The 24,060-nt window shown below is 61.5% G+C and carries 24 protein-coding genes and 1 pseudogene; 6 read left to right on the top strand and 19 right to left on the bottom strand.

All coding sequences use genetic code 11. From position 1 onward, the window contains the following. Positions 1 to 18: 18 nt before the first annotated feature. Entirely contained in the window at positions 19 to 768 is a 750-nt protein-coding gene (locus HMPREF1478_RS01105; protein ID WP_016460252.1) for an NUDIX hydrolase, read from the bottom strand. Positions 769 to 868: 100 nt separating this feature from the next. Here HMPREF1478_RS01105 and HMPREF1478_RS01100 point away from each other — a divergent pair, with 100 nt between their 5' ends. Further along, positions 869 to 1,879 carry an SPFH domain-containing protein gene (locus HMPREF1478_RS01100; RefSeq protein WP_016460251.1) on the top strand — a complete coding sequence of 337 codons (1,011 nt, stop codon included), beginning with the start codon at positions 869 to 871 and terminating at the stop codon, positions 1,877 to 1,879. A gap of 2 nt (positions 1,880 to 1,881) precedes the next feature. Beyond that, entirely contained in the window at positions 1,882 to 2,787 is a 906-nt protein-coding gene (locus tag HMPREF1478_RS01095) for an NAD(+)/NADH kinase (RefSeq protein ID WP_016460250.1), read from the top strand. A 216-nt stretch (positions 2,788 to 3,003) separates the two neighbouring features. On the opposite strand, the gene HMPREF1478_RS01090 is transcribed toward HMPREF1478_RS01095, so the two are convergent. The 4 genes and pseudogenes from HMPREF1478_RS01090 to pta all read right to left on the bottom strand — a co-directional run bounded on the left by HMPREF1478_RS01090 (position 3,004) and on the right by pta (position 7,843). Next, positions 3,004 to 3,759: an NAD-dependent protein deacylase gene (locus HMPREF1478_RS01090; protein ID WP_016460249.1), complete on the bottom strand. Its 756-nt coding sequence runs from the start codon at positions 3,757 to 3,759 to the stop codon at positions 3,004 to 3,006. 145 nt (positions 3,760 to 3,904) lie between these two features. Then, positions 3,905 to 4,867: pseudogene (locus HMPREF1478_RS10965) on the bottom strand (DUF3800 domain-containing protein). Between the two features lie 201 nt (positions 4,868 to 5,068). After that, the gene (locus HMPREF1478_RS01080) at positions 5,069 to 6,268 is read right to left on the bottom strand and encodes an acetate/propionate family kinase (RefSeq protein ID WP_016460246.1); all 1,200 of its coding nucleotides are present in this window, start codon (positions 6,266 to 6,268) and stop codon (positions 5,069 to 5,071) included. A 96-nt stretch (positions 6,269 to 6,364) separates the two neighbouring features. Beyond that, positions 6,365 to 7,843, bottom strand: a complete 1,479-nt coding sequence (gene pta / locus HMPREF1478_RS01075) for a phosphate acetyltransferase (RefSeq protein WP_016460245.1) — start codon at positions 7,841 to 7,843, stop codon at positions 6,365 to 6,367. 236 nt (positions 7,844 to 8,079) lie between these two features. Between pta and HMPREF1478_RS01070 the strand changes: the two genes are divergently transcribed. The 4 genes from HMPREF1478_RS01070 to pgi all read left to right on the top strand — a co-directional run bounded on the left by HMPREF1478_RS01070 (position 8,080) and on the right by pgi (position 14,108). Next, positions 8,080 to 8,349 carry a hypothetical protein gene (locus HMPREF1478_RS01070; protein ID WP_016460244.1) on the top strand — a complete coding sequence of 90 codons (270 nt, stop codon included), beginning with the start codon at positions 8,080 to 8,082 and terminating at the stop codon, positions 8,347 to 8,349. A gap of 167 nt (positions 8,350 to 8,516) precedes the next feature. Beyond that, a complete protein-coding gene (locus HMPREF1478_RS01065; RefSeq protein ID WP_016460243.1) occupies positions 8,517 to 9,848 on the top strand; it encodes a dicarboxylate/amino acid:cation symporter in 1,332 nt (443 codons plus the stop codon). Between the two features lie 172 nt (positions 9,849 to 10,020). Continuing rightward, complete coding sequence (locus tag HMPREF1478_RS01060; protein ID WP_016460242.1) at positions 10,021 to 12,276, top strand: 6-phosphofructokinase; 2,256 nt, start codon at positions 10,021 to 10,023, stop codon at positions 12,274 to 12,276. Positions 12,277 to 12,428: 152 nt separating this feature from the next. Further along, positions 12,429 to 14,108 (top strand): glucose-6-phosphate isomerase, encoded by a 1,680-nt coding sequence (gene pgi, locus HMPREF1478_RS01055; RefSeq protein ID WP_016460241.1) that lies wholly within the window; start codon positions 12,429 to 12,431, stop codon positions 14,106 to 14,108. Between the two features lie 192 nt (positions 14,109 to 14,300). Here the strand turns inward: pgi and HMPREF1478_RS01050 are convergent, their stop codons facing one another. The 14 genes from HMPREF1478_RS01050 to HMPREF1478_RS10175 all read right to left on the bottom strand — a co-directional run. Beyond that, entirely contained in the window at positions 14,301 to 14,765 is a 465-nt protein-coding gene (locus HMPREF1478_RS01050) for a hypothetical protein (RefSeq protein ID WP_016460240.1), read from the bottom strand. Between the two features lie 211 nt (positions 14,766 to 14,976). Beyond that, positions 14,977 to 15,498, bottom strand: a complete 522-nt coding sequence (locus tag HMPREF1478_RS10500; protein WP_034474779.1) for a hypothetical protein — start codon at positions 15,496 to 15,498, stop codon at positions 14,977 to 14,979. A gap of 63 nt (positions 15,499 to 15,561) precedes the next feature. Continuing rightward, positions 15,562 to 16,071, bottom strand: coding sequence for a hypothetical protein (locus HMPREF1478_RS01040; RefSeq protein WP_016460238.1), 510 nt, complete (start codon positions 16,069 to 16,071; stop codon positions 15,562 to 15,564). A gap of 21 nt (positions 16,072 to 16,092) precedes the next feature. Then, positions 16,093 to 16,611: a hypothetical protein gene (locus tag HMPREF1478_RS01035; protein WP_016460237.1), complete on the bottom strand. Its 519-nt coding sequence runs from the start codon at positions 16,609 to 16,611 to the stop codon at positions 16,093 to 16,095. Between the two features lie 195 nt (positions 16,612 to 16,806). After that, on the bottom strand, positions 16,807 to 17,310 hold the full coding sequence (locus tag HMPREF1478_RS01030; protein WP_016460236.1) for a hypothetical protein: 504 nt from the start codon (positions 17,308 to 17,310) through the stop codon (positions 16,807 to 16,809). Then, positions 17,307 to 18,191: a hypothetical protein gene (locus HMPREF1478_RS10180; RefSeq protein ID WP_016460235.1), complete on the bottom strand. Its 885-nt coding sequence runs from the start codon at positions 18,189 to 18,191 to the stop codon at positions 17,307 to 17,309. The genes HMPREF1478_RS01030 and HMPREF1478_RS10180 overlap by 4 nt, the downstream gene beginning before the upstream one ends. 155 nt (positions 18,192 to 18,346) lie before the next feature. Next, on the bottom strand, positions 18,347 to 18,646 hold the full coding sequence (locus tag HMPREF1478_RS10770) for a hypothetical protein (protein WP_232207399.1): 300 nt from the start codon (positions 18,644 to 18,646) through the stop codon (positions 18,347 to 18,349). Between the two features lie 327 nt (positions 18,647 to 18,973). Beyond that, positions 18,974 to 19,438, bottom strand: coding sequence for a hypothetical protein (locus tag HMPREF1478_RS01020; protein ID WP_016460233.1), 465 nt, complete (start codon positions 19,436 to 19,438; stop codon positions 18,974 to 18,976). 65 nt (positions 19,439 to 19,503) lie between these two features. Next, positions 19,504 to 19,989, bottom strand: coding sequence for a hypothetical protein (locus HMPREF1478_RS10495; protein WP_016460232.1), 486 nt, complete (start codon positions 19,987 to 19,989; stop codon positions 19,504 to 19,506). 78 nt (positions 19,990 to 20,067) lie between these two features. Continuing rightward, positions 20,068 to 20,589 carry an Imm61 family immunity protein gene (locus HMPREF1478_RS11020; protein WP_502685336.1) on the bottom strand — a complete coding sequence of 174 codons (522 nt, stop codon included), beginning with the start codon at positions 20,587 to 20,589 and terminating at the stop codon, positions 20,068 to 20,070. Between the two features lie 55 nt (positions 20,590 to 20,644). Next, complete coding sequence (locus HMPREF1478_RS01015; protein ID WP_016460230.1) at positions 20,645 to 21,145, bottom strand: Imm61 family immunity protein; 501 nt, start codon at positions 21,143 to 21,145, stop codon at positions 20,645 to 20,647. 311 nt (positions 21,146 to 21,456) lie between these two features. Further along, positions 21,457 to 22,035, bottom strand: a complete 579-nt coding sequence (locus tag HMPREF1478_RS01010; protein ID WP_016460229.1) for a hypothetical protein — start codon at positions 22,033 to 22,035, stop codon at positions 21,457 to 21,459. After that, entirely contained in the window at positions 21,965 to 22,591 is a 627-nt protein-coding gene (locus HMPREF1478_RS01005) for a hypothetical protein (RefSeq protein WP_034474775.1), read from the bottom strand. The genes HMPREF1478_RS01010 and HMPREF1478_RS01005 overlap by 71 nt, the downstream gene beginning before the upstream one ends. A 509-nt stretch (positions 22,592 to 23,100) precedes the next feature. After that, positions 23,101 to 24,060 (bottom strand): glycohydrolase toxin TNT-related protein (locus HMPREF1478_RS10175; protein WP_016460228.1); only part of this gene is annotated, 960 nt, incomplete at its 5' end.

The raw sequence follows: 24,060 nt of genomic DNA, 5'->3' as shown, positions 1-24,060 counted from the left end.
TCTCCTTTGGTACTGGGCTTATTCTTGCGTACTCGGCGCGCTCGCGCTCTTCGGTGACGAGGCCGGGGCAGGCGGGCGTCGCAGGGGTGGATCGAGGACGAAAGCGGTGTCGTCAACGCCGGGGACGAGGCGGTAGAGGGCAGCCGGGCGGCCTGCCCCCTCGCGCACGGTGCCGCCCGTCGGCTCGATGAAGGAGGCAGTCTTTGTGGCCTTGCGGTGGAAGTTGCGCGGGTCGAGTGCCGAGCCCCAGATGGCCTCGTACGTCGTGCGCAGTTGCGTGATCGTGAATTCGGGGCCGCAGAAGGACGTGGCCAGGGGTGAGTATTCGATCTTGGAGCGGGCGCGCTCGACTCCGTCCGCGAGGATGCTCGCGTGGTCGAAGGCGAGGGGTGAATCGGGCGCAAGGAGGGCGTCGACGGGGTGCCAGAGTGCTCCCGAGGCATCGCCTCCCGCGCGGGCCGGCGCAAAAGATGGGGCGAGGAGGAGGTAGGCGACCGAGAGGACCGGCCCTCGGGGGTCTCGTCCCTGCGGCCCGTAGGTGCGCAGCTGTTCGAGGTGTCCGGGGGGTGTGATGCCGGTTTCTTCCGCTAGTTCGCGCGCTGCGGCCTCCTCGGTTTGTTCACCCTCGCGCAGGAAGCCGCCGGGCAGGGCCAGGTGGTCCTTGAAGGGCTCGATACCGCGGCGTACGACGAGTGCGTGAAGGGTGTGGTCGATGACCGTCAGGGCGACGATGTCGACCGCGATCGGAACGGTGAGGGGCTGTGTCATGGTGTCATCCTACCCCATTTGCGTCGAGTTGACATTAAATGCCTGATGGAGTTATCGTCATCCTGACATAAACAAATGGGTCACCAACCAAGGAGCCATCATGGGAACCCTCCACCACCACCCCTTCCTCATCCGCTACCAGGGCGGAGCCGGCGACCACGTCGTCCAGATCCGCGCAGGACGCACCATCCGATCCGGCGTCGGCCAGTCCTTCTGGCTGCGAGCCGGACGCTGCGCGCTCGCGGAAGTCCCCACCGCCAACCGCGCCCACAGCTTCCTCGTCCAGGCGACGACCTCCGACCAACAAAACATCAACGCGCAGGTCGCCATCACCTACCACATCGAGGATGCCGAGGCCGCCGCCGCTCACTACGACTTCGGGCTCTACCCGCGCGAGGCCGGGGCGGACGCACAAGGATTGTGGCAGATCGACGAAACCGTCACCCGCATCGCGTTCTCCGCCCTGGCCTCGGCGATCGGGGAGATGACGCTGACCGACGCCATCGCTGGATCCCTCGAGCGGGTCGGCCGCGTGCTTACCCAAGCCTTCGCGGACGACGAGCAGCTGCGCGCCACCGGCGTTGCCGTCGTCGACGCACGCCTCCTGAGCCTGCGCCCGGATGAGGGAGTTGAATCCTCCCTGCGAGCACCGCTCCTCGAACAGCTCCAGGCCGAGGCCGACCGCGCCCTCTACGAGCGCCGCGCACTCGCCGTCGAACGCGAATCCCAGATCTCTGAAAACGAGATGCAATCCAAGCTCGACCTGGCTCGCAAGCGCGCAGACCTGGTCGATCAGGAAGGCCACAACGCGCGTCGCGAGGCCGAGGAAAAGGCCGCAGCGGACGCAATCGCCGTCGAAGCGGAAGCCCGCCGCATCACGGAGAAGGCCAAGGCATACGAGATCGACTGGAACACCGCTGGCCGAGCCCGCATCGCCAACGACGCGGCCTACATCCAGGCCCTCGCCGAGGCCGGCCCCGAAGTGGCGCGTGCCCTCGCCCTGAAGGAAATGGCCAAGAACATGCCGTCCTTCGGAAACATCACCATTACCGCCGACGTGTTGAGTGACCTCGTCTCGGCGTTCACCGGTCACGCGAAGGAAGGCAAGTAACCATGCGTCGCCGCGCCGTCATCGTCCGTCGCCCCACCGAGTTCGACGAGCTCATGGACCGCTACTCCACGCGCGGCCAGGTCGAATTCGTCCTGCGCTCGCGTGGACGCACCCTCGAATCCGTCGAACGTGCTCACGAGGCGCACACGGCCGCGCTGGCCCACGTGCGGGCGGGCATCCCGGACGGGTGGGCGAGCGCCGACGTGGAGCGCGACTCCCTCTCGCGCTTCCTCTTCGCCCCCGAGGACGTCATCGTCGTCGTGGGGCCCGACGGCCTGGTCGCCAACGTCTCCAAGTATGCGGGCGACCAGACCATCGTCGGCATCAACTCGGTGCCCCAGTCCAACGCCGGTGTCCTCGTACGATGCACGCCCGACCAGGGGGTTGCGGCCCTCGGGCGCATCGACGCGGGTGCCGACCTGCGTGTGGATCAGCTGACGATGGTGCGTGCGAGCGCCGACGACTCGCGCACGCTCACAGCCCTCAACGAGGTCTTTATTGGGCATCACAGTCACCAGAGTGCCCGCTACGAGCTGTCCGTGGGCTCATCCGTCGAACGCCAATCCTCCTCCGGTGTCGTCGTCTCCACCGGAACCGGGGCGACCGGGTGGGGCGCCTCCCTCAAGTGCGGCCGCCACATGGGGGAGCTGCCCGCGCCGACCTCGCGCTCGCTCGCGTGGTTCGTGCGCGAGGCGTGGCCCTCTCCCTACACCGGAGTCGAGCACACCGAGGGTCTCCTGGACGACGGTGAGGATCTCAGCCTCGTCGTTGGCTCCGAATCCCTCGTGCTCTTCGGCGACGGCATGGAGTCAGACCGCCTGACCCTCACCTGGGGGCAACGCGTGCGGATCGCTCGCGCCCCGCGAGCCCTCGCTCTCGTCGATCCGGCTGGCCTGGGGGAGGGGTGATCCTGTGGGGCGGTGTGTGATGGCTTCTGGATAGGACACAGAGATACGGATAGGTTACGAAGATGCGGATAGGTAATGAAGATACGGATAGGAAAATAAGCTATCCGCATGCGCATAACCTATCCATATGCGCACAACCTATCCGCATGTGTGTAGGGCAGGGGCGCCTGTGCGTTGAGGCCGTGGCTTGTGAGTGAATCCCGTCCGCCGCAAGCGCTACGCGGGCACGATGCCCCGCGCGCTCAGCTCGTCCATGACGCGATCAAGGGTCGCGCCAACCGGCTCGCGGACGATCAGGTCGGCGTGCGCATCCGCCGAGGTCGGGGTGGCGTTCATGAGAACCAGGTGGTCCCCGGAGAAGTAGTTGATGAGGCCCGCCGCCGGGTACACCACGAGGGACGTTCCGGCCACGATCAGTGTGGATGCTCGCGCGATGGCTGACACGGCGGCCTCGATGACGCCCTCGTCGAGGGATTCGCCGTACATGACGATGTCCGGGCGCATCTGTCCTCCGCACGACGGGCATGCGGGCACCGGGTCCCCGTCGACCGTGACGGCATCATGCAATGCTGCGACGGATCCGCATGCCGTGCACACGAGGCGCTCCCAGTTGCCGTGCAGCTCCCACACGGAGCACGACCCGGCACGCTGGTGCAGGCCGTCGATATTCTGCGTGATCACAGCGTCCAGGCGCCCCGCGGCCTCCAAAGACGCCAGCGCCCTGTGCGCGCCGTTGGGTTCCACGGGGCGGTAGATCTCGTGGAACCACTCCCAGTACGCCTCGGGGTGCTGGGTGAAAAAGTCGATGCTCAGGACCGTTTCGAGGGGGATCTCGCGCTCCTGAAAGTAGAAGCCGTTCGCCCCGCGAAAATCGGGGATCCCCGACTCGGTTGAGACGCCTGCGCCGCCGAAAAACACGGTTGACGGGGAAGCAGCAATCCAGTCCGCCAGGGTGGAAACGTCGCTGTTCATGAGGCCCTCCTCGGGATGACTACTCTCCCAGGATACGCCCGAGGCCGGGGACCCACGTGGGAACCCCGGCCTCGGGCGGAAAAGCCGATCAGGCGAAGGTCAGTGCCTGGCGGGAGATCGCCAGCTCCCGGTGTGTGTCTTGACGTCAGCAGATTGAAGACGACGGTTTGCTCGGGGTCGGTGCACTTGCGCGAGCGTGCACGAGCTGGAGGCGAGAGAGATTCTCGGCAGACATGCCGGTCAGCGAATCGAGGTGGGGTCGTGCCCTATCGAGAATCCGGATGTGGTGGATATTGTCGATGCTGCGTTGATGAAACTGGAGAGTGGATTCATATGTGAAACCTCCCCGAAGATCAGCGATAAAACTGTCTGCTACCCATCGGTAGGAGCTGTGGAGAACCAGTTGATAGTCGCATGCGCGGCCAATGAGAGCCGCGACCCAGTCTGCGCACTGGATGTTCGTCGAAAGCTCCGAGTCGATATATGCGGGGGCTTCGAGGATTCTCAGCATCTCCTGGTGATCCTTGATGCGACTGTAGATGTGGGCATAACTGCGTGTCACCTGGTGAAAGCGTTGCTTCTAGTTGATCATGTCCTGGAAGAGGAGTATGTTCTGGTCTTCGTGTTCGGCGTGCCTGCAGAGCCGGTTGATCGCTTCGCCCAGGCACTCAAGCGTTCTTTCTTCTCGCATGGCCTCCCAACGATTGCCGGTGTCTTTTCCCCACACCTGTCCGGGGGAGCCGATGGGTTTCTCGCGCACGAAGTAGAAGAGCTTGCCGCCATACCTACTCGGGATTCGTGAAAGCAATGAACGCAGCTCAACTACTTCCTGTCGTCCTGCACGCCCCATCGCGTGTTTACTCAGGAGATCAGACCCTTTACGCTCCCACGTAGGAGCGTAACTTCCCGGCTCTTCCTCACCCTCGCCGCAGAGGAATGAGTAGAACTTCTTCTTGGTTGCTGCGACATCTCGCGATAAAGCATGGACATGCTGTTCAGGGACGACGAAGCCTGCATAGCCAAAGACAGGTGAGGTATTGAATCTCTTGTGGTCCTTCGAAATAAAGGCGCCGGCCTCGCCAACTTCGTCGATGTAAGCGATGAGCATGTTTCTCCTCACTGAGAGACGCAAAGACCCACGGCGCAACGTGTGCGCTCGTGGGCCCGCGGATTGGCACTCTGCGAGGACTTGCTCGCCGTTACCACTTGTCATGGTAGTCGGTGTGTTGGCGTGCAGTCAACAGTGGACGTGGATACGCCCGAGGCCGGGGCCCCATGTGGGAACCCCGGCCTCGTGCGGAAAAACCGATCAGGCGAAGGTCAGTGCCTGGCGGGCGATCGCCAGCTCCTCGTTGGTCGGGTAGACGACGAGGGTGACGGCCGAGTCGGGAGCGGACACGATGCGCGGCTCCTTGATGCGGCCCTTGTTGGCCTCGACGTCGATCTTGACGCCGAAGGGGGCGAGGGCCTCGGCCAGCTCGCGGCGCACGTCGTCGTCGTTCTCGCCGATGCCGGCGGTGAAGGTGATGACGTCCAGGCCGCCGAGCTCAGCGGCGTAGGAGCCCACGTACTTCAGCAGGCGGTTGATGTACACGTCCATGGCGGTACGGGCGCGCTTGGAAGCCTCGGGGTCGGAGGTGTTGTTGATGACCTCCCACACGGAGCGCATGTCGGACTCGCCGGTCATGCCCTTCATGCCGGACTTCTTGTTGAAGAGAGTGTCGACCTCGTCGACGGTCATGCCGGCGACGCGCTGCAGGTGGAACACGACGGCGGGGTCGATGTCGCCGGTGCGGGTGCCCATCATGAGGCCCTCGAGGGGAGTCAGGCCCATGGAGGTGTCGATCGGCTTGCCGTTCTTGACGGCGGAGGCGGACGCGCCGTTGCCCAGGTGCAGGACGATCTGCTTGAGGTCGTCGCGGCCCAGCATCTTCGAGATTTCCTGGGAGACGAACTGGTGGGAGGTGCCGTGGGCGCCGTAGCGGCGCACCGAGTACTTCTCGGCGGTCTCGGTCTCGAGGGCGTACAGGGCGGCCTTGTCGGGCAGCTGCTGGAAGAACGCGGTGTCGAAGACGGCGACGTGGGGGACGTCGGGCATGAGCTCGCGCGCCACGTCGATGCCCTTGAGGTGGGCGGGGTTGTGCAGCGGAGCCAGCGGGCACAGCTCTTCGATCAGGTTGCGGACCTCGTCGGTGATGAGGGCCGGGCCGTCGAAGTAGCGGCCGCCCTGAACGATGCGGTGGCCGACGGCGACGACGTTCGCATCAGCCAGCGACGGGCCCTCCGTGTCGAAGAGGCGCAGGACCTCACGCATGCCGACGGTGTGGTCGGGAACCGGGAGCTCTTCCTTGGTGACGGCGTCGCCGTGCTCATGCTTGATGAGGCCGGTGGTGTCGCCGATGCGCTCGACGATGCCCTTGGCGATGGCGTCGCCGGTTTCGGGGTCGACGAGCTGGTACTTGATGGAGGAGGAGCCGGAGTTAATGACGAGAACGGAGGACGAGGTCACGCGTTCGCCTTTCGTGTTGTGGGGTTGGGGGATGAAGGACGAGGCCGGGGCCCGTTTACGTTTAATGGTAACCGGACCCCGGGGGCTCGTTCCCGTTCAGCCCTGGGCCTGGACGGCGGTCAGGGCGACGGTGTTGACGATGTCTTCGACGAGGGCGCCGCGCGACAGGTCGTTGACGGGCTTGTTGAGGCCCTGCAGGACCGGGCCGACGGCGAGCGCGCCGGAGGAGCGCTGGACGGCCTTGTAGCCGATGTTTCCGGCTTCCAGCGAGGGGAAGACGAAGACGGTGGCCTTGCCGGCGACGTCGGAGCCGGGCAGCTTCTTGGAGGCGACGGCCGCGTCGACGGCTGCGTCGAACTGGATGGGGCCTTCGATGGCCAGTTCGGGGGCCTTCTCGCGGGCGAGGCGGGTGGCTTCGACGACGGCGTCAACGTCGGGGCCGGATCCGGAGGTGCCGGTGGAGTAGGAGAGCATGGCGACGCGCGGGGTGACGCCGAACTGGGCGGCGGTGCGCGCGGAGGTCACGGCGATGTCGGCAAGCTGCTCGGGCGTGGGGTTGGGGTTGACGGCGCAGTCGCCGAACGCCCACACGCGGTCCTTCATTGCCATGAGGAAGATGGAGGAGACGACGGAGACGCCGGGGGCGGTCTTGATGATCTGGAAGGAGGGGACGATCGTGTGCGCGGTCGTGTGGGCGGCACCCGAGACCATGCCGTCGGCGTCGCCCATGTGGACCATCATGGTGCCGAAGTAGGACACGTCGGTGACCTTTTCGCGGGCCTGCTCGAGGGTGACGCCCTTCTTGGCGCGCAGGCGCGCGAATTCTTCGGCGTAGCGCTCGAGGTATGCGGGATCGCCCACGGAGACGACTTGGGCGGCGCTCAGGTCGAGGCCGAGTTCGCCGGCGCGCTTGGCGACGTAGTCGGCGTCGCCCACGAAGGTGATGTCGGCGATGCCGGCGGCGAGGACCTGGGCGGCGGCCTGCAGGACGCGGTCGTCGTCGGGCTCGGGCAGGACGATGCGCTTACGGTCGGCGCGGGCGCGCTCGATGAGGTCGGCCTGGAAGGCCAGCGGCGTCACGGCGGTGGGGGTGGGGGCCTCGCGCAGGGTGGCGGCGGCGTCCTCGGCGAGGGGCAGGGTGAGAACGGGCACGTCGGCTTCGAGCGCGGGGGCGCCACCGGTCAGGACGACGGCGACGACGGAAGCGGCGGCGGCCTCGGCGCGTAGGCGGGCAGCGGCGATCTCTTCGGCGAGGAGCTCGGCGCTGGCACCCTCGGCATCGAAGGCGAGGACGACGCCGGCGCGCGTGGCGGCGGCGAGGTTCAGGTTCCAGGCGACGTGGTCGAAGGCGCGGTTCGAGGCCTCACGGGCGGGGGAGATGAGCGCGTCGTCGCCGGCGGCGCGCACGGCTTCAACCACGGCGGGCAGGGCGGAGGCGGGGCGCAGGGCGGCGTCGGTGGCCGTCGTGCCGGCCAGGGCGTCGACCGTGGTGACGCCGAGAACGCGGGCCAGCTCGTCAGTGGCGAGGGCGGCGGCCTCCGACGAACCGGGGGCAACGACAATAAAGCGGGACACTCGAATGCTCCTTTGATGCGAGAAATATGTTGCTGGTCTCAGGGACCTTTGGACTAATACTAAACCCGCGCGCCCTGAGAGTCCTATTCCTTTGCTCGTTCCTTTGCTCGGACGAGGCGGGGGCTGGTTGTGTGCGTGGACGAGGCGGGGGCTGGTGTGCGCAGTGATGTGAGCGGTCGTATGGTCGGGTGCGCTCGTGCGCTAGGGTAGGGGACGTGAATGACGAGGAGAAGACCATGCGCGCACGAGTGGGTGCGTGGCTTGGGGCTGCCCTCAGTGCGGTGGGGGCGCTCGGCGTGATAGCGCTGGCCGTGACGGATCACCGTCACCGTGCAGTCATGCTGATGGTCGCCGTGCTCGTCGGGATGGGGGCGCTGCGCCTGTGGACGCCGGGGCGCCCGTGGTTTGCGTCGCGCGCGCGTCTCATGGATGTCGCGGTGTACGTGATTCTCGCCGCGATTATTTGGTGGTTCGCGCCCTACGTGTCGACGCTCGCGGTGCGTTAAATCCGCGGAGTGTGGCCCGCGCGAGGGGTGGATGGCCTCGTCGTTGCGCCCTGTCGGCCACGTGATTTGCGCCGCATCTATCCCGTATCCTGGCTACCGCTTCAAGAATGCGTAAAGTTCGGGCATGCTAGGCGTGACCCATCATCCCTAATTTCAAGGTGAAAGACATGCGCGCGTTCCTGCGTAAATCCGGAATCCTCGTGTGGGTGATCGCTGCGATCATCCTCGCGACCGTCCTCGGATCCGTCCGTATCGGCGATAACCACCTGGTTCCCGTTGAGATTGGCCGTATCTTTGCGACCTTCTCGGCTATTTTCAGCCAGTTCCTGTCCTTCTCGATCCCGCTGATCATTATCGGCCTCGTGACCCCCGCGATCGCGGATCTGGGCCGCGGCGCGGGTAAGTGGCTGGGTATTACGACGGCGATCGCCTACGCGTCGACGCTGTTCTCGGGCTTCCTGACCTACCTGGTGTGCGCGTCCCTGTTCCCGCGCCTCCTGGCGTCCACCCAGCTGGCTGATGTTGCCGAGCCGGGCAGCGCCCTGGAGTCCTACTTCATGATCGAGATGCCTGCGCCGCTGCAGGTGATGACGGCGCTGCTCCTGTCCTTCGTGGTGGGTCTGGGCCTGTCGATGGTCCCGCGCGGCGTGCTGCGTAAGGGCTTCATCGAGTTCCGCGCCATCATTACCCGTCTCATCGAGACGATCATCATTCCGCTGCTGCCGCTGCACATCTTCGGCATCTTCCTGAACCTGACCTACACGGGCGAGGCCGCTTCGGTCATCCGCACGCTGCTGCGCGTGGTCATCGTGGTTCTGGTCCTCGAGGTCATCATCCTGCTGACCCAGTTCTGCTTCGCGGGCCTCGTTGCGCGTCGTAACCCCTTCAAGGCCATCGTTACGATGATGCCGGCCTACCTGACGGCTCTGGGCACCTCCTCGTCCGCGGCCACCATCCCGGTGACCCTGCGTCAGACGAAGAAGAACGGCGTGTCCGACGCGGTCGCGTCCTTCACGATTCCGCTGTGCGCGACGATCCACCTGGCTGGCTCGACCTCGAAGATCTTCTCCTTCGCGTTCGCCATCGTCCTGACCCAGGGCCTGACGGTGAGCTCCCTGCAGTGGGTGGGCTTCATCTTCATGCTGGGCATCACCATGGTCGCGGCCCCCGGCGTCCCCGGCGGCGCCATCATGGCGGCCACGGGCCTGCTGAGCTCGATGCTGGGCTTCAACGACGCGCAGGTTGCGCTGATGATCGCCACCTACATTGCTCTGGACTCCTTCGGTACCGCCACGAACGTGACGGGCGATGGTGCGATCGCGCTGATCGTGGACCGTATGGCCCACGGTTCGATCGGCAACGAGGGCGACCCGGAGAACGCTCGCGAGTTGGCGTTTGACGGCATGGCCTACCTGGACCGCGTGTCCGTCGAGGGCGTTGTGAGCCCCGAGGAGTTGGCGGAGTCGGCTGCACGCAATAGCAGCGAAACGGTCGCCTAGTTTCCGGCCTATGTGCTCGCGCGTGCCCGCCGCTTTCGGCGGGCGCGCGCTTGTCGTTTCCTCGGTAAATGGGAGTTAGGCCCTAGTAGCGGAGGCGCAGGTCACGTAGAATAGGGAACGATAGGCACACCGGGCTTCGCAGCCCGCTCCGTCAACGAAAGATGGCAGAAAAATGAGCACAGTTCGTATCGGTGTCCTCACCTCGGGCGGTGACGCCCAGGGAATGAACGCGGCTGTTCGCGCGGTTGTGCGTACGGCGCTGGCGCGCGGCGCGCAGCCCTACGCGATCTATGAAGGCTGGCAGGGGGCCTGCATGGGTGGCGATTCCATTAAGAAGATGGAGTGGTCGGACGTGTCCTCGATCCTTGCCGAGGGCGGCACGGTGATCGGCACGGCCCGCAGCGCGGACTTCCGCACGTACGAGGGTCGCCACCGCGCGGCCGCAAACCTGCTTGAGCACGGTATCGATCACCTCGTGGTGATCGGTGGTGACGGTTCCCTGTCGGGTACGAACGAGTTCCGCGGCGAGTGGGCGCAGCACGTCGCTGAGCTGGCAGCAGAGGGCGTCATCTCGGCCGAGACCGCGGCTGCCCACCCTGCCCTCATCATCGTCGGCCTCGTCGGCTCGATCGATAACGACATGGTGGGCACGGACATGACGATCGGTGCGGACACTGCGCTGCACCGCATCCTGGACGCCATCGACCAGCTGACCAGCACGGCGGCCTCGCACCAGCGCACGTTCGTCGTCGAGGTCATGGGACGCCACTGCGGCTACCTGCCCCTCATGGCGGCTGTCGCGGGCGGCGCCGACTACGTGTTCACGCCCGAAGATCCGGCGGGTCCGGGCTGGCAGGACGACCTGGCTGAACACCTGCGCCTCGGTCGCGAGGCCGGCCGCCGCGAGTCCATCGTCCTGGTGGCGGAGGGTGCGCACGACCGTGACGGTAACGAGCTGTCGACACAGCTGATCGCCGACACGATCCAGGAGCGCACCGGTGAGGATGCGCGCGTGACGATCCTCGGCCACGTGCAGCGTGGCGGTACTCCCTCGGCGTATGACCGTTGGATGTCGACGCTGCTGGGCTACGCCGCCGTCCAGGAGATCCTCGAGTCCACGGCCGAGGACGAGCCCGTCATCCTGGGCGTGCGCCGCAACCGCATCACGCGCGTCCCCCTCATGAAGGCCGTCCACGACACGCGAGCGGTCAAGGACCTGATCGCGGCCGGCGACTACGCGGCTGCCCAGGCCTCGCGCGGCTCGTCCTTCTCCTCGATGGTGGGCATCAACCAGATCCTGTCCACGCCCCCGCAGCTCACCCCCGAGCCGACGGGTGAGTCCAAGCGCGTCGCGATCCTGCACGCGGGCGGCCTGGCCCCCGGCATGAACACGGCGGCCCGCGTGGCCGTGCGCCTGGGTATCGCCCGCGGCTGGACGATGCTCGGCGTGGAGGGCTCGTGGAGCGGCCTGGCCGACGATCGCGTGCGTGAACTGAGCTGGTCCGACGTGGAAGGCTGGGCCTTCAAGGGCGGCGCCGAGCTCGGTACGAAGCGCGACATCCCGCCGGTCGAGCAGTTCTACGCGCTGGGACGCGCCATCGAGCGCAACCAGATCGACGCGCTCCTCGTCATCGGCGGTATGAACGCCTACCTGGGTGTTCACGCGATCACCTCGGAGAAGGATCGCTACCCGGCGTTCCAGATCCCGATCCTGCTGATCCCCGCCTCGATCGACAACAACCTGCCCGGCTGCGAGCTCGCGATCGGCACGGACACGGCGATCAACAATGCGACGTGGGCGATCGACCGCATCAAGGAGAGCGCGGCGGCCTCCAAGCGCTGCTTCATCGCCGAGACGATGGGACGCCGCTGCGGCTACCTGACCCTCATGAGCGCCCTGTCCAGCGGCGCGGAGTACATGTACATCAACGAGGAGTCCCCCTCCCTCGAGCAGATCGCCGCGGACGCTGATCGGATGGTCGCCTCCTTCAAGTCTGGCCGACGCCTGTTCCTCACGCTCCTCAACGAGTCTGCGTCCCAGTACTACGACCGCGAGTTCCTGGCCGACGTGTTCAACGCCGAGTCCGAAGGAATCTACGACGTGCGTCACCAGGCCCTCGGCCACATGCAGCAGGGTGGCTCGCCCTCGCCGTACGACCGCCTGCTCGCCACGCGCCTCGTGGCACGAGCCTTCGAGCAGCTGGTGGACCAGTTCGAGCGCGGCGACCGCGGCGCCTACTACATCGGCCAGGTCGGCGCTGCGATGGAGGCACGCCCGGTGAAGAACATGTTCGACGACCTCGACCTCGTGAATCGTCGCCCCTTCCACCAGTGGTGGCTCGACCTCGTCCCCGTCCAGCGCATCGTGTCGCTGCAGAACCCGGGCATCGAGGCCACGCCCATCCCCATCGACGATCCGGTCGCCTGACCCCGCCGAATTGTCACGGCGTACGAGGCCGTGGTTCCGTGAGCGCTCGCGGGCCACGGCCTCGTCGTGTCAGGAGAGCCAAGCGGGGGTGACCAGGGGCCAAGTCCCCGCTAAACTAATGTGCGAACCTATCTCTACTGTCAGGAGACCCCATGAGTGATATCCCCGTGATCGACCCGACGATGACCCCCGCGTGGGACACGCTCGACCAGCTGGCCGACAACTTTGAACCCGATCTGCGCAAGCTTTTCGCGGATGACCCCAACCGCACCCAGACCTTCACCTTCGACGCGGCCGACCTGCACGTCGACCTGTCGAAGAACCTCGTGTGCCCCACGCTGGTGGGCCACCTCCTCGCCCTCGCCGAGCAGACGGGCGTCCTGGAGCTGCGCGACCGCATGTTCGCGGGTGAGCACATCAACGTCACCGAGGACCGCGCCGTCCTGCACACCGCGCTGCGCCGCCCCGCGACCGACTCGCTGACGGTCGACGGCCAGGACGCGATCGCCGACGTGCACGAGGTGCTGGAGAAGGTCTACGCCTTCGCTCGCCGCGTCCGCTCCGGCGAGTGGGTGGGCATCACCGGCAAGCCCGTCAAGACCGTCGTCAACGTCGGCATCGGCGGCTCCGACCTGGGTCCCGTCATGGCGTACGAGGCCCTCAAGCCCTACGTGCAGGAGGGCCTGGAGTGCCGCTTTATCTCCAACATTGACCCCACCGACGCGGGCGAGACCACGAAGGACCTGGACCCCGAGACGACCCTCGTGATCGTGGCCTCCAAGACCTTCACGACGCTCGAGACCATCACGAACGCCAAGGTCGTGCGCGCCTGGCTGCTGGACGGTCTGCGTGAGCGCGGCATCGTCACCGACGAGGCCTCCGAGAAGGAAGCGATCGCCAAGCACTTCGTCGCCGTGTCCACCGCCCTGGACAAGGTTGCCGAGTTCGGCATCGACCCCGCCAACGCCTTCGGCTTCTGGAGCTGGGTCGGCGGCCGCTACTCCGTGGATTCCGCCGTCGGCACCTCCCTGGCCGTCGCGATCGGCCCCGAGGGCTTCGCTGACTTCCTCGCTGGCTTCCACGCGATGGACCGCCACTTCGCCGAGACCGGGCCCGAGAAGAACGTGCCCCTCCTCATGGGCCTGCTCAACGTGTGGTACTCGAACTTCCTGGGCGCCGACACGCACGCCGTCCTGCCCTACTCCCAGTACCTGCACCGCTTCCCCGCGTACCTGCAGCAGCTGACCATGGAGTCCAACGGCAAGTCCGTGCGCCGCGACGGCAGCCCCGTCACCTACGAGACCGGCGAGGTCTTCTGGGGTGAGCCCGGCACTAACGGCCAGCACGCCTTCTACCAGCTGATCCACCAGGGCACCCGCATGGTCCCCGCCGACTTCATCGCGTTTGCGAACCCGACGTGGGCGCTGGGTGATGGCGACGCCGACATGCACGAGCTGTTCCTGTCGAACTTCTTCGCGCAGACCAAGGCCCTGGCATTCGGCAAGACCAGCGAAGAGGTGCGCGCCGAGGGCACGCCCGAGGCCATCGTCTCCGCCCGCGTGTTCACCGGCAACCGTCCCACGACGTCGATCATGGCCCCCGCCCTGACCCCCTCGGTCCTGGGCCAGCTGATCGCCCTGTACGAGCACATCACCTTCGTCGAGGGTGCCGTGTGGGGCATCGACTCCTTCGACCAGTGGGGCGTTGAGCTGGGCAAGGTCCTGGCCAAGCAGATCCTCCCCGCAATCGAGGGCTCGTCCGAGGCCCTGGACGCGCAGGATCAGTCCACCCGTGCTCTTATCGAGTACTACCGCGCACATCGCACGAAGTAATCGCATCTGAGCTGTGCTCGGGGGCCGCGTCGGCTGGCGCGGCCCCCGACGTGTATCTGGGGAGGCGGTGGGAGTGCGTAGCTTCCTCCGCCTCGCTGTCTGTGTGCGGGGACGAGGCCGGGGCGAGGCCGGCTGGCCAGACGAGGCGTGCGTGCTGGAGGGAGAGAGCTCCGAAGTTCTCTGGATGTTGGTTTAGGCCATGTATTTCTTGAGGAGGTCTTTGAGATCGTCTTGCATCGCGTGAGTGATGGGCACGGCAATGGATGGAATGTTCGAATAAAAGCGGACGCTCGGATCGTCGATGCGGTGATAGAGCAAGGTGGGTGGCCATGGGGTCTTGTCGGCTGCCCATGACGGGTGGAGTTGTTCGAGCCTTTCGGGGAATCTCGGTACGTCGAAATGCAGTGCCATGGCACGCTTTGCTCCCAGCTGCGTCATTAAGACGTAGGCAGCGACGGAATCACAATCAGTCTGAAGATCAGCGCTAGTCGATGGTTCTCTTTCCGACCATGAGAAGAACGTGGTTCCATCCTTGTCCCAGACAGTGAAATAGAGGGTGCCATCATTCGTGAAAGACAACGCCTGGTTGAATTCACTTGTTCTGGTCAAAGAGTCGCTCAGGAGGCGTTCGATGAGCTCAGTGTGCTGTTCGAGCATCGTGGTGGTCCTTCCTGGGGCGTCATCTAGCACCGTCGCTAAGAAGTTTACGCTCGTGCGTGCTGCAGAATTACTCGATTGAATGGTGCCTCCGCAGAAGCTGACATGTATGGCATTTCGGGTTTACGCGAGGAAGTGATTGTGCAGAATGGCCATGGCGCGAGCCATGAATTCACCCCACAGCATGTGTTATTCCTGTCTGTCCGTGGGGCTAGGCGAAGGGGATGCGTGGCATGCCGAACAGGGCCTGGCAGACTTCCTTGGTGCTTTCGATGTGGGCGATCTTGAAGAGCCGTTCGGGCGAGTGCTTGAGGAACCAGGGAAGATTGGCGGCAACGTGTGAGGAGTCGTTCGCGATGATCCCCGTGGATGAGCCCTCATGGAGTAATTCGCCTGTTTTGTGATCTTGCGACCAGTTTGGGGCAGGAGCGAGTCGTCTGAAAGCAATCCCGATATCCTCCAGGTGCCAGCTCAGTCGAAGGAAGTCAAACAATTCCATAATGAGCCATTGTTTAACTGGGGTGAGGTCATCGGCGCGTATGTCGCCTCGAGGTCTGTAAGACCGTTCACTTGTTCCGCCGAAGTAGAAGTCATTCTCATGCCAGATGTGTATAAGGATTTGAGGATCTGGTCCAGGGAAGATGATGTGTTCTTCGGCCAGTTCATGTACTTCTCTTTTTGCGGAAGAAACGACTGTCTCAATGAACTCGTCGTCGCTGATCGTTGTATCCATATGAGACGCTCTCTACTCTCTTCTGTCGATCAGGGCTTTATATTGGATGATGCGTCGGGTGTCTTACAGGTCGTCGGTGTTCCTCAAAGCAGCCAATAGTGGTCCGTTTCTTCCTTCATTGATGAGGGCGTCGATCAGCGTTGTGGTATCGACGTGGAAGAGTCGAGACAAGACGGCATCGTGCGGGGGATACGTTGTGGAGTACGTGAGGTTCTCATTGTGATTGCACGTGATATCAAACCATGGCGAATCGAGGGTCGAGCGCCTCACTGTCCAATCGGACTGGAGGCGGCTGAGCGTTTTCACGGCAGTGGGCGGCAGACCCTTTAGCTCTGGGTTTGCCTCGCCGAGGACAAGGGCGAGGCGTGCCAGCAATATCTTGTGGTTGTCGCAGCGCAGCATGTAGGAAACCGTACCGCTGTCATATGTTTTGTTGATGACAAGGAGGTGTTGATCGGTATGGAGAATTGCTTGCACGTCGTCCGATATCGTCAATCGCACTTCGTGTTGTGAATCGTCTGCCGATACCCGAGTCGTTGGGGTAAACAGTGGAGTAAGCATCTCTATCGACATGTTGATACCAGACCTCTCCGGTTAGAAACGGGCGTAGCAATTGTGAACGCGATCGAGCGTGCCGAGAGGGGGCGCTTCGGGGTCGAAAAACATGTCTAGCACTGTCTTGACCGAATAGCCGGTGAGCGAGGGAATATGCAAGTATCGCTCGATTGTGTGAGTCTCATAGCTCCACTCGGGCTGGCTATCGGAAGTGACACGCATGTAGTCGTTTCCTGTCACCCGTTGGATTGTCCAGCCTGTGGGGAAGGAGCGCCACCCGTATTCCATGTTGATCTGTCGGTAGCTCGCGGCCATTCGGTAGAGAGACCCAACGAGATCGATCAAGGCCAGCGACGCGATAACAGGAGACGCCGTCCACATATTCGAGGAGTAGGTGGTCGCTCGCTCGTCGGCCCCAAAGTAATATTGCCCGTCTTCAACCCAAAAGTGCTGGCTCATCAACGCCTCGTATCCGAAGACACAGTCGTTGTCTCCGATGAGGTCGGCAGAGACGCCGACGCTTTTTGCCCGTTCGATCAGTTGCTCGAGTATATCCATGATGACGCCTCCTGTGGCTGACACGCGTTCGTTGTTGCGAGCTGAGTGTGCTCTGGCTGTTGCCTTGACGGCCAGCAGGGCAACCGTGTTGGCTGACGTTCCGTGTGGTCAATGGTCGGGTGGTGACGTCGATGATGGCATTGTTGCCCCACCAGCTTGCGGTTTGTCAGTGCCGGTATCCTTCGTATTGAAGCGTTAGCCCACGGGAATGAGGAAACGTTCTGATGCGCCTTCGGGCAGGTCGACGCGCTGGGTGCGAGCAGCGTGTAGTGCCGGCTCAAACTCAATGAGAATGGGCGTCCAGGAGTCGAGAACGCGGGTGGGGGTGAGGCTCTTTCCTCCTTCGGTCAGACGCATTTCCTCGTACAGCTGGATGGTCACTCCGAGGTACTCCTGAGGTGCATGCACGTAGAAGTAGGAGCCGGGCATGTAGGTGACCTCTTCGAGATTGAAAGAGGGGGCACCCATCATAAGTCTGCTGAGGTCTCGTCCGTTCTGGCCGATAAAAATAGCGACCTGCGGAACCGCCAGGTTGTTTGTCGCAATTGAAATGTTATGCGATGTTGCTGTGAGCACGGGAGAAGCGATTGTGCGCGGCTCCGTGATGGATGTGTCGACATATCCTCGGAAGGTTACCGACGGGGTCGGGGGTAGTGACTCGAGGAGAGACAAAAAGCTCTTGATGCTGTCTTCGTTCATGATTCCTCCTGTGGAGAGCCGAAATGTTGTATAAATCTGGGGGAGGGGACGTAGGGTGATGTCCAATTGCGGAGCAGGTGCGCGTATTGGACGATGCACGTATAAGCGTTGCGCTCGTCGAGAGAGTTAGGCCCATCCCAAAAATAGTCTGGGTTGCCTGGCTCTGGCTGAAGAAAATGCTTCCACCGAAGGTATTCTGGTTCTTTCCACCACACGGGGACATCTCGAACCTTGATGCGTTCTTCTGCCGGGGTTGGTAGCTGTGTGAGTGAGCCGTACAGGTCAGGATCGTCGGGGGAACGCTCGATGTAGATGCTACGTAGCTGTGCGGGTACCGTCTCGGGCGGTATTGCTATCTCGGCAAATGGCAGAATGTGATCAGATGTATGTTGCCAGGCAAGAACTCGCACCCAGATGGACCCCACTCGCGTGTTGTTTGCCCAAGGATTGGCGTGCCAGGGGTGTCCGTCTGCGCGGACGACAAACCAGGGATTTACGCTTCCGGGATTGATAAGGAGAGCAAAAGCATTGGTTCCACGAACGGGATGGTGGGAGCGAATTGAGCCTGTAAAGCTTCTTTCGCCAAAACGAAGCTGACTGGGTGTGTCATATCTGATAGGCATTACCCAGCCCTGTGGGCTCGGGGTCCCGAAAGGCTGGTAGGGCACCCGCGGCAGCGCCTCGGGCAGGCCCGATAGTGTGCGGAGCGTGGCTGAAAAACGACGGATGACGTCGCGTTGGTGGGGGAAGAGGCGTTCCCAGTCGAGCTGGCCGTCTTCAGGGCGCTTGGGGAGCTTCCAGATCTCGGGGTAATCCCACCAATGATGGTCGGCAATCCACAACTGTGCTCCGTTAACGTTTCCATTCATAGCGACGGGCATAGCTGCATCCTACTCTCTCTGCCTGGGTTTGATTCTGTAACTTCCGTTAGGAAGTTTATTTTGGTCTACAACGTCGAACTCAACTCCGGACTTGAAAAGGATTTCATCTTGTGTGGCAGACATGGACAACGGGAGGATGTTTGAACCCGACGCCCTTAGGCGAAGGGGATGCGGGGCATGCCGAACAGGGCCTGGTGGACTTCTTTGGTGCTTCCGATGTGGGCGATCTCGAGGAGCCGTTCGGGCGAGTGGTTGAGGAACCAGGTCAACGTGGTGGCTTCGGGCGAATTCTTCCCCACGAAGATGCCGGTGGGCTCGTCGTTGTGGCACAGCTCGACGGAGTAGTCGGTCGTGCCGGGAAGGTGAGACCAATGGGGTGCGACGAGCAGCTTTTGGAATCGGATTCCGAGCTGTTCGAGGCCTCGGTGCCAGCGCAACAGATCAAAGTTATCCATGATGAGCCACTGCTTAATCGGTGTCAGAGAGCTCGCCCAGATCTCGGTGCTAGGGCCACTGAGTCGTTCGCTGAACCCGCTTAAGTACTCCCCGCCCTCGCGCCACACGTGAAGCGTGATGAGAGGGTCGTCGCTCGGGAAGCGGACGTGGTCCTCATTTTCTGTATACAGCTCTCTTTTCAGCGAAGTCACGAGAGACTGGATGAATGTGTCTCGGGAAATTGTTGTTGTCATCGCTGGGAGTACCTCGCTGTTTCTCGGCTAGTCGGAAGTGCATTCGAAGTTGCGTATCGCGAGGCTGAGGGCCTCGTCAGTGTTGTCGTTGGCCTAGGCCATGTATGTCTTGAGGAGGTCTTCGAGGTCGTATTGCATCGCGTGAGTGATGGGCACACCGTAGAATTCCGAGGAGCAGTAGAAGTGCAGGCTTGCATCGTCGGTGCGGTGGTAGTGCAAGGTCGGCGGCTGCTGGGTCTTATCGGCTGCCCATAATGGTGGGAGTTGATCGATCTTTCTAGGGAGTCTCGGTACGTCGAAATGCAGTGCCATGGCACGCTTCGCTCCCAGCTGCGTTGTCAACAAGTAGGCCGTGACGGTGTCGCTATCTGTGTACACGGAAGCAGCGGTGTCCGGTTGTCTTTCCGACCATGAGAAGAACGTGTTCCCGTCCTCGTTCCAGACGGAGAAATAGAGGGTGCCATCATTCGTGAAAGACCACCCCTGGTTGAACTCCCGTTGCCTGGTCGACGAGCCATGCAGGAGGCGTTCGATGAGGGCAGTGTGCTGGTCGAGCATGGTGGTGGTCCTTCCAGCGCGGTGCGAGGTACTTCGTCGAGGAGTTTATGTCCTCGGCGGTGTCCTCACATCAGTGCGTAGACGTGCGAAGGTTCGGGCTGCGTGTAGGCGGTGAGAAGAGTGTTGAGATCTAGTGCGCTTGCTTTTGTGATGGCAGCGTCCATATCTGGATTTGTGGTCGAAAAATTGAGCGATGGATCGTTAACGTTCTGGAAGATGAAGCGGGGGCCCTCCGGTGTTTCTCGGCGCAATGTCCATTCAGTTTCAAAGTTGCTGATGGTGTGCATTCCGTGGATTGTCTTCAGTCCTTCTGCCTGGCGCCATAGGGGTGCTAAGCGAAAAACGATGGCGAAACAAAAGATGGTGGCATTCGGTGTGCTCACTGTGGTTTGTTTGTTGTGATCAGTGCTGGTGATGCTCTGTAAGTGCAGATCAATATGAATGGATGTAGCTGTGTCGGTCTCGCAGGTGATGCGGTAGGTCTCTGAAGCAATGTCAGCACGGAGTGCTGCAGAATTCGTTAGCGTTGTAATAATCGCTGCGGGATCCATGCTTTGTCCTTTCGTCGTTTGGTCGTTGGAGTCAGTTTGCTGATGGTTGAGCTGATGCTCATCTGTGATAAGTGGCTACTAGAACGAGAGAGCGTGGATATGCCTATGATCGGCTCCCACCTTACCGCCAGATGGATCGAGGAAAATATCGATCAGTGAATCGAGAGGAAACGACATGAAATACGTCAAAATAATGTGGGATCCTGGTTCAGAGGTGGAAAAGCGCATTGACGGATCATTATCTTCTGTAACGTCGAACCATCGAAATGCTTTGTCTGGCCGCTCAACAGCCCACCCCAGCTGAAGGGCAGCCCAGTCGGGCGGTGTGGCCAGTTGTTTGTAACTCTGGGCGCTTCGGTACAATCCTCCAATGATTCGTGTGAATTGATAGAGGGCAATAGTTTCATTGCGTGTCTGAAAACTGAAGCTATCGGGAGCGTGTCGCTCATATGAACCTACTTCGTAGAATCCATCAGCGAATCGGAATCGGTAGTACCGCGCGTAAGGTGCGTCAAGTACGTAATCACAATTTCCGATGTTTTGTACGCTCAAGTCTGCGTGCGAGATCCTCTGCGTCAGGGATTGCAACTGTTCTAGCATTGGGAGATCCATTCTTTGGGCATAAGCGTTTGGCAACGGTGAGACAGCATGTGGGTTACCGCTGAAAGAGAGCAACGTATCCATCCCCGGACGGTTCGAGGACGAGGGAGAGCAGGTCCTCGCTTGACGTGCCCATCAGGTACGACAGAGAGACCAAGGCATTGGGCGAGAAGATTGTGTATGTCGTGGGAATGGGGGAGGCTTTGCTTGTCAGCAGGTACGAGGTGGGTTCGTGGAATTCGATGGAAAAACCGGGGTGAGCGTCGGTCACTGGTGGGAGGTTGAGGGGTGGGAGCTGGTGCGCTGCACGAATGTCGGCGGCGAAGTGCATGATCGCGAACTTCTTGAAGATCTCGAAGGACGCGGAGCCGAAGTCTTCCCCGCTGAATGAGTATCTTTCGACGTGGCCGTAGGCGTAGTATTCCTCGACCATGGTGAATGCGTCGTAGATAAAGTCTTCACCCGGCTCGACCAGGATTAAGTCTTTCTTGATCCAGGTCGTGTGCCCGGATAGCTCACACAGGCGGGTGATGTAGGCGGCGAGTTCTTCATTCATGCGAGAGTTACTCCTCCTTGGGGCGCAGGATCGACTGCCTCGATTCTACGGCCGTAGTGAATCCGGGGAGGGGGTCGAGGCCTCGTCGCAGTGAGCGGAAACGCCGAGCGTTTGCTGGACGATGGATCCGGTCGCAGGGAGAGGAACCTGTGGAGGGGGTGTACTGGCTCCCCTCGATTGCGTCGACGAGATCTTCGGAGAGGAGAGTCTCCATTTCGATGAATACGGAGATGCGGTCAGTCCTGGTGCGGGCTCAAGCGCGTCTATAGCCTCACTGTCGCGCATCCCCGGCCTCGGCCCCAAGATATTCCCTATCGGCTACCCGTGGGAGGCATCATCCGCGAGATATCGACGCCCGCGTTACTGAGCTGCCTTAGGTACGGCTCGAATGTTGTCCTGAGTGAGGCGAGGGCGGGACCTGCGTCAGCGTTGAGGTAGGAATCGAGGTAGTCCTCGACTGAAAACTGAACGGCAAACTGCAGCTGTCGAAGCGCGGCGCAGTTCGTCGAATTGAGGGACAGTTCCGGATTCGCGATGTACTGATAGTTTGTGACGCGAGGCCACCGCGTGGGGGAGGAAACCCATCGGCTGCGCAGCTCATCGGTGAGGATGGCAGGCGAGATGGCGTCCTGGAAAAGTTCCGCGCGGCGAAGCGCTCCAACCGCAGCGATGACGATGTACGAGGCTATTGTTGCGCTCTGGGTGTCAATACAGAATGCGGTGCTTGGGTGGCGTTCGGACCAGCTGAAGCAAAACCTGTCCTCGATGGTCCAGACCGCAAAGAAGTCGGTGTTGTAACTCGAGAAGGCGTAGCCGTTCTCAAAGCTCTCGGGCGTTACGGAAGTACCCGAACAGAGCTTCCCAATCAGGGGCTTTAACGTCTCCAACATGGGCAGAAACTCCTTCAATGATGTGTTGAGTCACGAGCTCATCGATCGATAGCGGAGAGAGATTATCGAAGGTGACTCGCTCCAGGAAACGAACCTGCGGCGCATATCCGCGCGAACCGTGGTCCTCAGCGAGAAGACAAATCTCGATGAAAACCCCCTCCGGTAGCGGGTCAGCGGTGAATTGATATTGGTGGTATAGCTCGTTCAATTGTGCGGGCGGAGCTGACCTGCAATCCGCGGGAATGATGCCGTTGTCGATGATTGGGGTGAGGGAAAAGGCTCCGACGTGCCCGATGTGATCGAACCCCGTGATGTGAAAGTCCTCGATGAAGCTCTCTTTGTCGGAGTAGTAGCGATCCGATCCGATGATGGCCCCGTGATCAATGTCGTCACGCCATGTCGGAGAAATGCTACCCGGGACCGAATACTGCGAACGCATCCAATCAGCCGTCGAACGCATCTCCGGATGTGTGCCGTTCGCGAACTGGCCCTTGAGGTCGAGAGCGACATCTTTGCCGAGCCGGTAGCGACTCCCCAGCCCGCTGAAGGCATGCATGAGGGCATCGCCCGGTCCTGGTGCCCGTACGGGGAAGAAACGAGTTTCCGGGTCAATCGGGCGACCGGTATTGGGGGGAGGGGGATTGTTTACCAATTTAAGCCTCGTTTCAAAGGGTATGTGTGTAATCGTAGCATAATTGGTGACCTGTGAGTAGTGTTGTCTCTTTTGTCTTTGGGAGAGACGATAGTAATCAAGAGATTCCGCAGTCCAACTGAACTGGGATTAGGCCTTGGAAGTGACGTGCATGTAGTGGCTTCTCGCCACTTACTGGGTCGTCCAGTCTGCGGGGAATGAACGCCACCGATAGTCCATGTATCTGCCTGAAGCATGAAGTCATTAGATAGAAGGAGGCGACGAGGCCGACGAGCGCAGGGATGCGATGTCAGGAGCAGACGTTTGCATATGCGAGTGTTAGGTGATCGTTCTCTGGTCTGATCCAAAGTAATACTATCCATTGTCAGCCCCAAAAGTGCAGACACGTCAACAATGAGAATTTAAGCAGGCACTTACTTTCTTGAACCTCTCGAATTGTTGAATCGTCGCACGAGATCCTCGCGGTTGAGCTCCTGAACAGTGCCGGTATGCTCGGACCTTCCCTTTAGGTAGCCTTCTTTGATCATTTCTGCTACTGACATTTGCACTTCCTTACCGTTTACCTCTTTGAGTATTCTGATCTGGGGAGCTCCTCCTGGGGAATTTTGTTCAGGGGCGGCAAGCGATATCTCAAGGCGATGTCCTGCCTTAAGTTCTTTGTCCGTGAGTTCGTACTGATGATATCTGCAGTTCAGATTGTAGAGGGAAGTGGCTCGATTCTCCCCCGGGACAATGGCCCCATCGATGATGGGGGACAAAAACCCGCCACCAGGTGTGCTTGTCCGATCAAATCCTGTGATGGTGAAATCTTCTTTAAATTCCGCCAGGTTCGTGTAGTATCTGTCGGTTCCTGGAATAGCACCGTGTTCGATGTCATTTCTCCATACAGATTCCGTTGATCCTGGTTTAGTGAGATTGGATCGCATCATATCCGCTGTTGTCCTAATCTCAGGATTAGTTCCTTCACTGAGCTGCGCTCGTGGGTTCACGTAAATGTCTGCACCGGTCTCGAATCTGTCACCAAGTCCTGCCGTCCAGATCTTCTTGTCCTCTTCTGGAAGGTTAGCGTACGGGTCGCTAGTGGGTCCAGGTGAGCGTTCTGCAAGCTCTTGGACGGTAGTAGGTTCTTCGAACATTTCAGGTTTGTCTTTGAGGTATGGTTCGTCACTGATAGGACGCTGAATGTATTCGCGTGTATCGGGAGACGAATCAAAGATGCTCTCATCAAGGAGGTCATCCGAGTTGCTGCTTGAACCAGATGCATCAGTGCTGGGGGTAGTATCGCCGGAGCCGTCGGCATCGTCCTTGTCGGACTTGGCGTCGCTTTCCTTATCGGACTTGCCGTCACCATCCTTGTCGGACTTGCCGTCACC

Source organism: Actinomyces sp. HPA0247 (assembly GCA_000411415.1).
In the GTDB taxonomy this organism is placed as follows: Bacteria; Actinomycetota; Actinomycetes; order Actinomycetales; family Actinomycetaceae; genus Pauljensenia.
The sequence above is the reverse complement of the archived record's forward strand: the minus strand, read 5'-3'. Positions and strand labels throughout refer to the sequence as shown.

What these genes read in the sequence shown, in the direction of transcription:
- pgi (WP_016460241.1), top strand. Translation starts at nt 12,429, where the DNA reads ATGAGTGATATCCCCGTGATCGACCCGACGATGACCCCCGCGTGGGAC.
- HMPREF1478_RS01040 (WP_016460238.1), bottom strand. Translation starts at nt 16,071, where the DNA reads ATGTCGATAGAGATGCTTACTCCACTGTTTACCCCAACGACTCGGGTA.
- HMPREF1478_RS01090 (WP_016460249.1), bottom strand. Translation starts at nt 3,759, where the DNA reads ATGAACAGCGACGTTTCCACCCTGGCGGACTGGATTGCTGCTTCCCCG.
- HMPREF1478_RS01030 (WP_016460236.1), bottom strand. Translation starts at nt 17,310, where the DNA reads ATGAACGAAGACAGCATCAAGAGCTTTTTGTCTCTCCTCGAGTCACTA.
- HMPREF1478_RS01020 (WP_016460233.1), bottom strand. Translation starts at nt 19,438, where the DNA reads ATGCTCGACCAGCACACTGCCCTCATCGAACGCCTCCTGCATGGCTCG.
- HMPREF1478_RS01065 (WP_016460243.1), top strand. Translation starts at nt 8,517, where the DNA reads ATGCGCGCGTTCCTGCGTAAATCCGGAATCCTCGTGTGGGTGATCGCT.
- HMPREF1478_RS10495 (WP_016460232.1), bottom strand. Translation starts at nt 19,989, where the DNA reads ATGGATCCCGCAGCGATTATTACAACGCTAACGAATTCTGCAGCACTC.
- HMPREF1478_RS11020 (WP_502685336.1), bottom strand. Translation starts at nt 20,589, where the DNA reads ATGCTAGAACAGTTGCAATCCCTGACGCAGAGGATCTCGCACGCAGAC.
- HMPREF1478_RS01100 (WP_016460251.1), top strand. Translation starts at nt 869, where the DNA reads ATGGGAACCCTCCACCACCACCCCTTCCTCATCCGCTACCAGGGCGGA.
- HMPREF1478_RS10500 (WP_034474779.1), bottom strand. Translation starts at nt 15,498, where the DNA reads ATGGATACAACGATCAGCGACGACGAGTTCATTGAGACAGTCGTTTCT.
- HMPREF1478_RS01095 (WP_016460250.1), top strand. Translation starts at nt 1,882, where the DNA reads ATGCGTCGCCGCGCCGTCATCGTCCGTCGCCCCACCGAGTTCGACGAG.
- HMPREF1478_RS01005 (WP_034474775.1), bottom strand. Translation starts at nt 22,591, where the DNA reads ATGCATGCCTTCAGCGGGCTGGGGAGTCGCTACCGGCTCGGCAAAGAT.
- HMPREF1478_RS01035 (WP_016460237.1), bottom strand. Translation starts at nt 16,611, where the DNA reads ATGGATATACTCGAGCAACTGATCGAACGGGCAAAAAGCGTCGGCGTC.
- HMPREF1478_RS01070 (WP_016460244.1), top strand. Translation starts at nt 8,080, where the DNA reads ATGCGCGCACGAGTGGGTGCGTGGCTTGGGGCTGCCCTCAGTGCGGTG.
- HMPREF1478_RS10770 (WP_232207399.1), bottom strand. Translation starts at nt 18,646, where the DNA reads ATGGATAACTTTGATCTGTTGCGCTGGCACCGAGGCCTCGAACAGCTC.
- HMPREF1478_RS01105 (WP_016460252.1), bottom strand. Translation starts at nt 768, where the DNA reads ATGACACAGCCCCTCACCGTTCCGATCGCGGTCGACATCGTCGCCCTG.
- HMPREF1478_RS01010 (WP_016460229.1), bottom strand. Translation starts at nt 22,035, where the DNA reads ATGTTGGAGACGTTAAAGCCCCTGATTGGGAAGCTCTGTTCGGGTACT.
- HMPREF1478_RS01060 (WP_016460242.1), top strand. Translation starts at nt 10,021, where the DNA reads ATGAGCACAGTTCGTATCGGTGTCCTCACCTCGGGCGGTGACGCCCAG.
- HMPREF1478_RS10180 (WP_016460235.1), bottom strand. Translation starts at nt 18,191, where the DNA reads ATGCCCGTCGCTATGAATGGAAACGTTAACGGAGCACAGTTGTGGATT.
- HMPREF1478_RS01015 (WP_016460230.1), bottom strand. Translation starts at nt 21,145, where the DNA reads ATGAATGAAGAACTCGCCGCCTACATCACCCGCCTGTGTGAGCTATCC.
- HMPREF1478_RS01050 (WP_016460240.1), bottom strand. Translation starts at nt 14,765, where the DNA reads ATGCTCGAACAGCACACTGAGCTCATCGAACGCCTCCTGAGCGACTCT.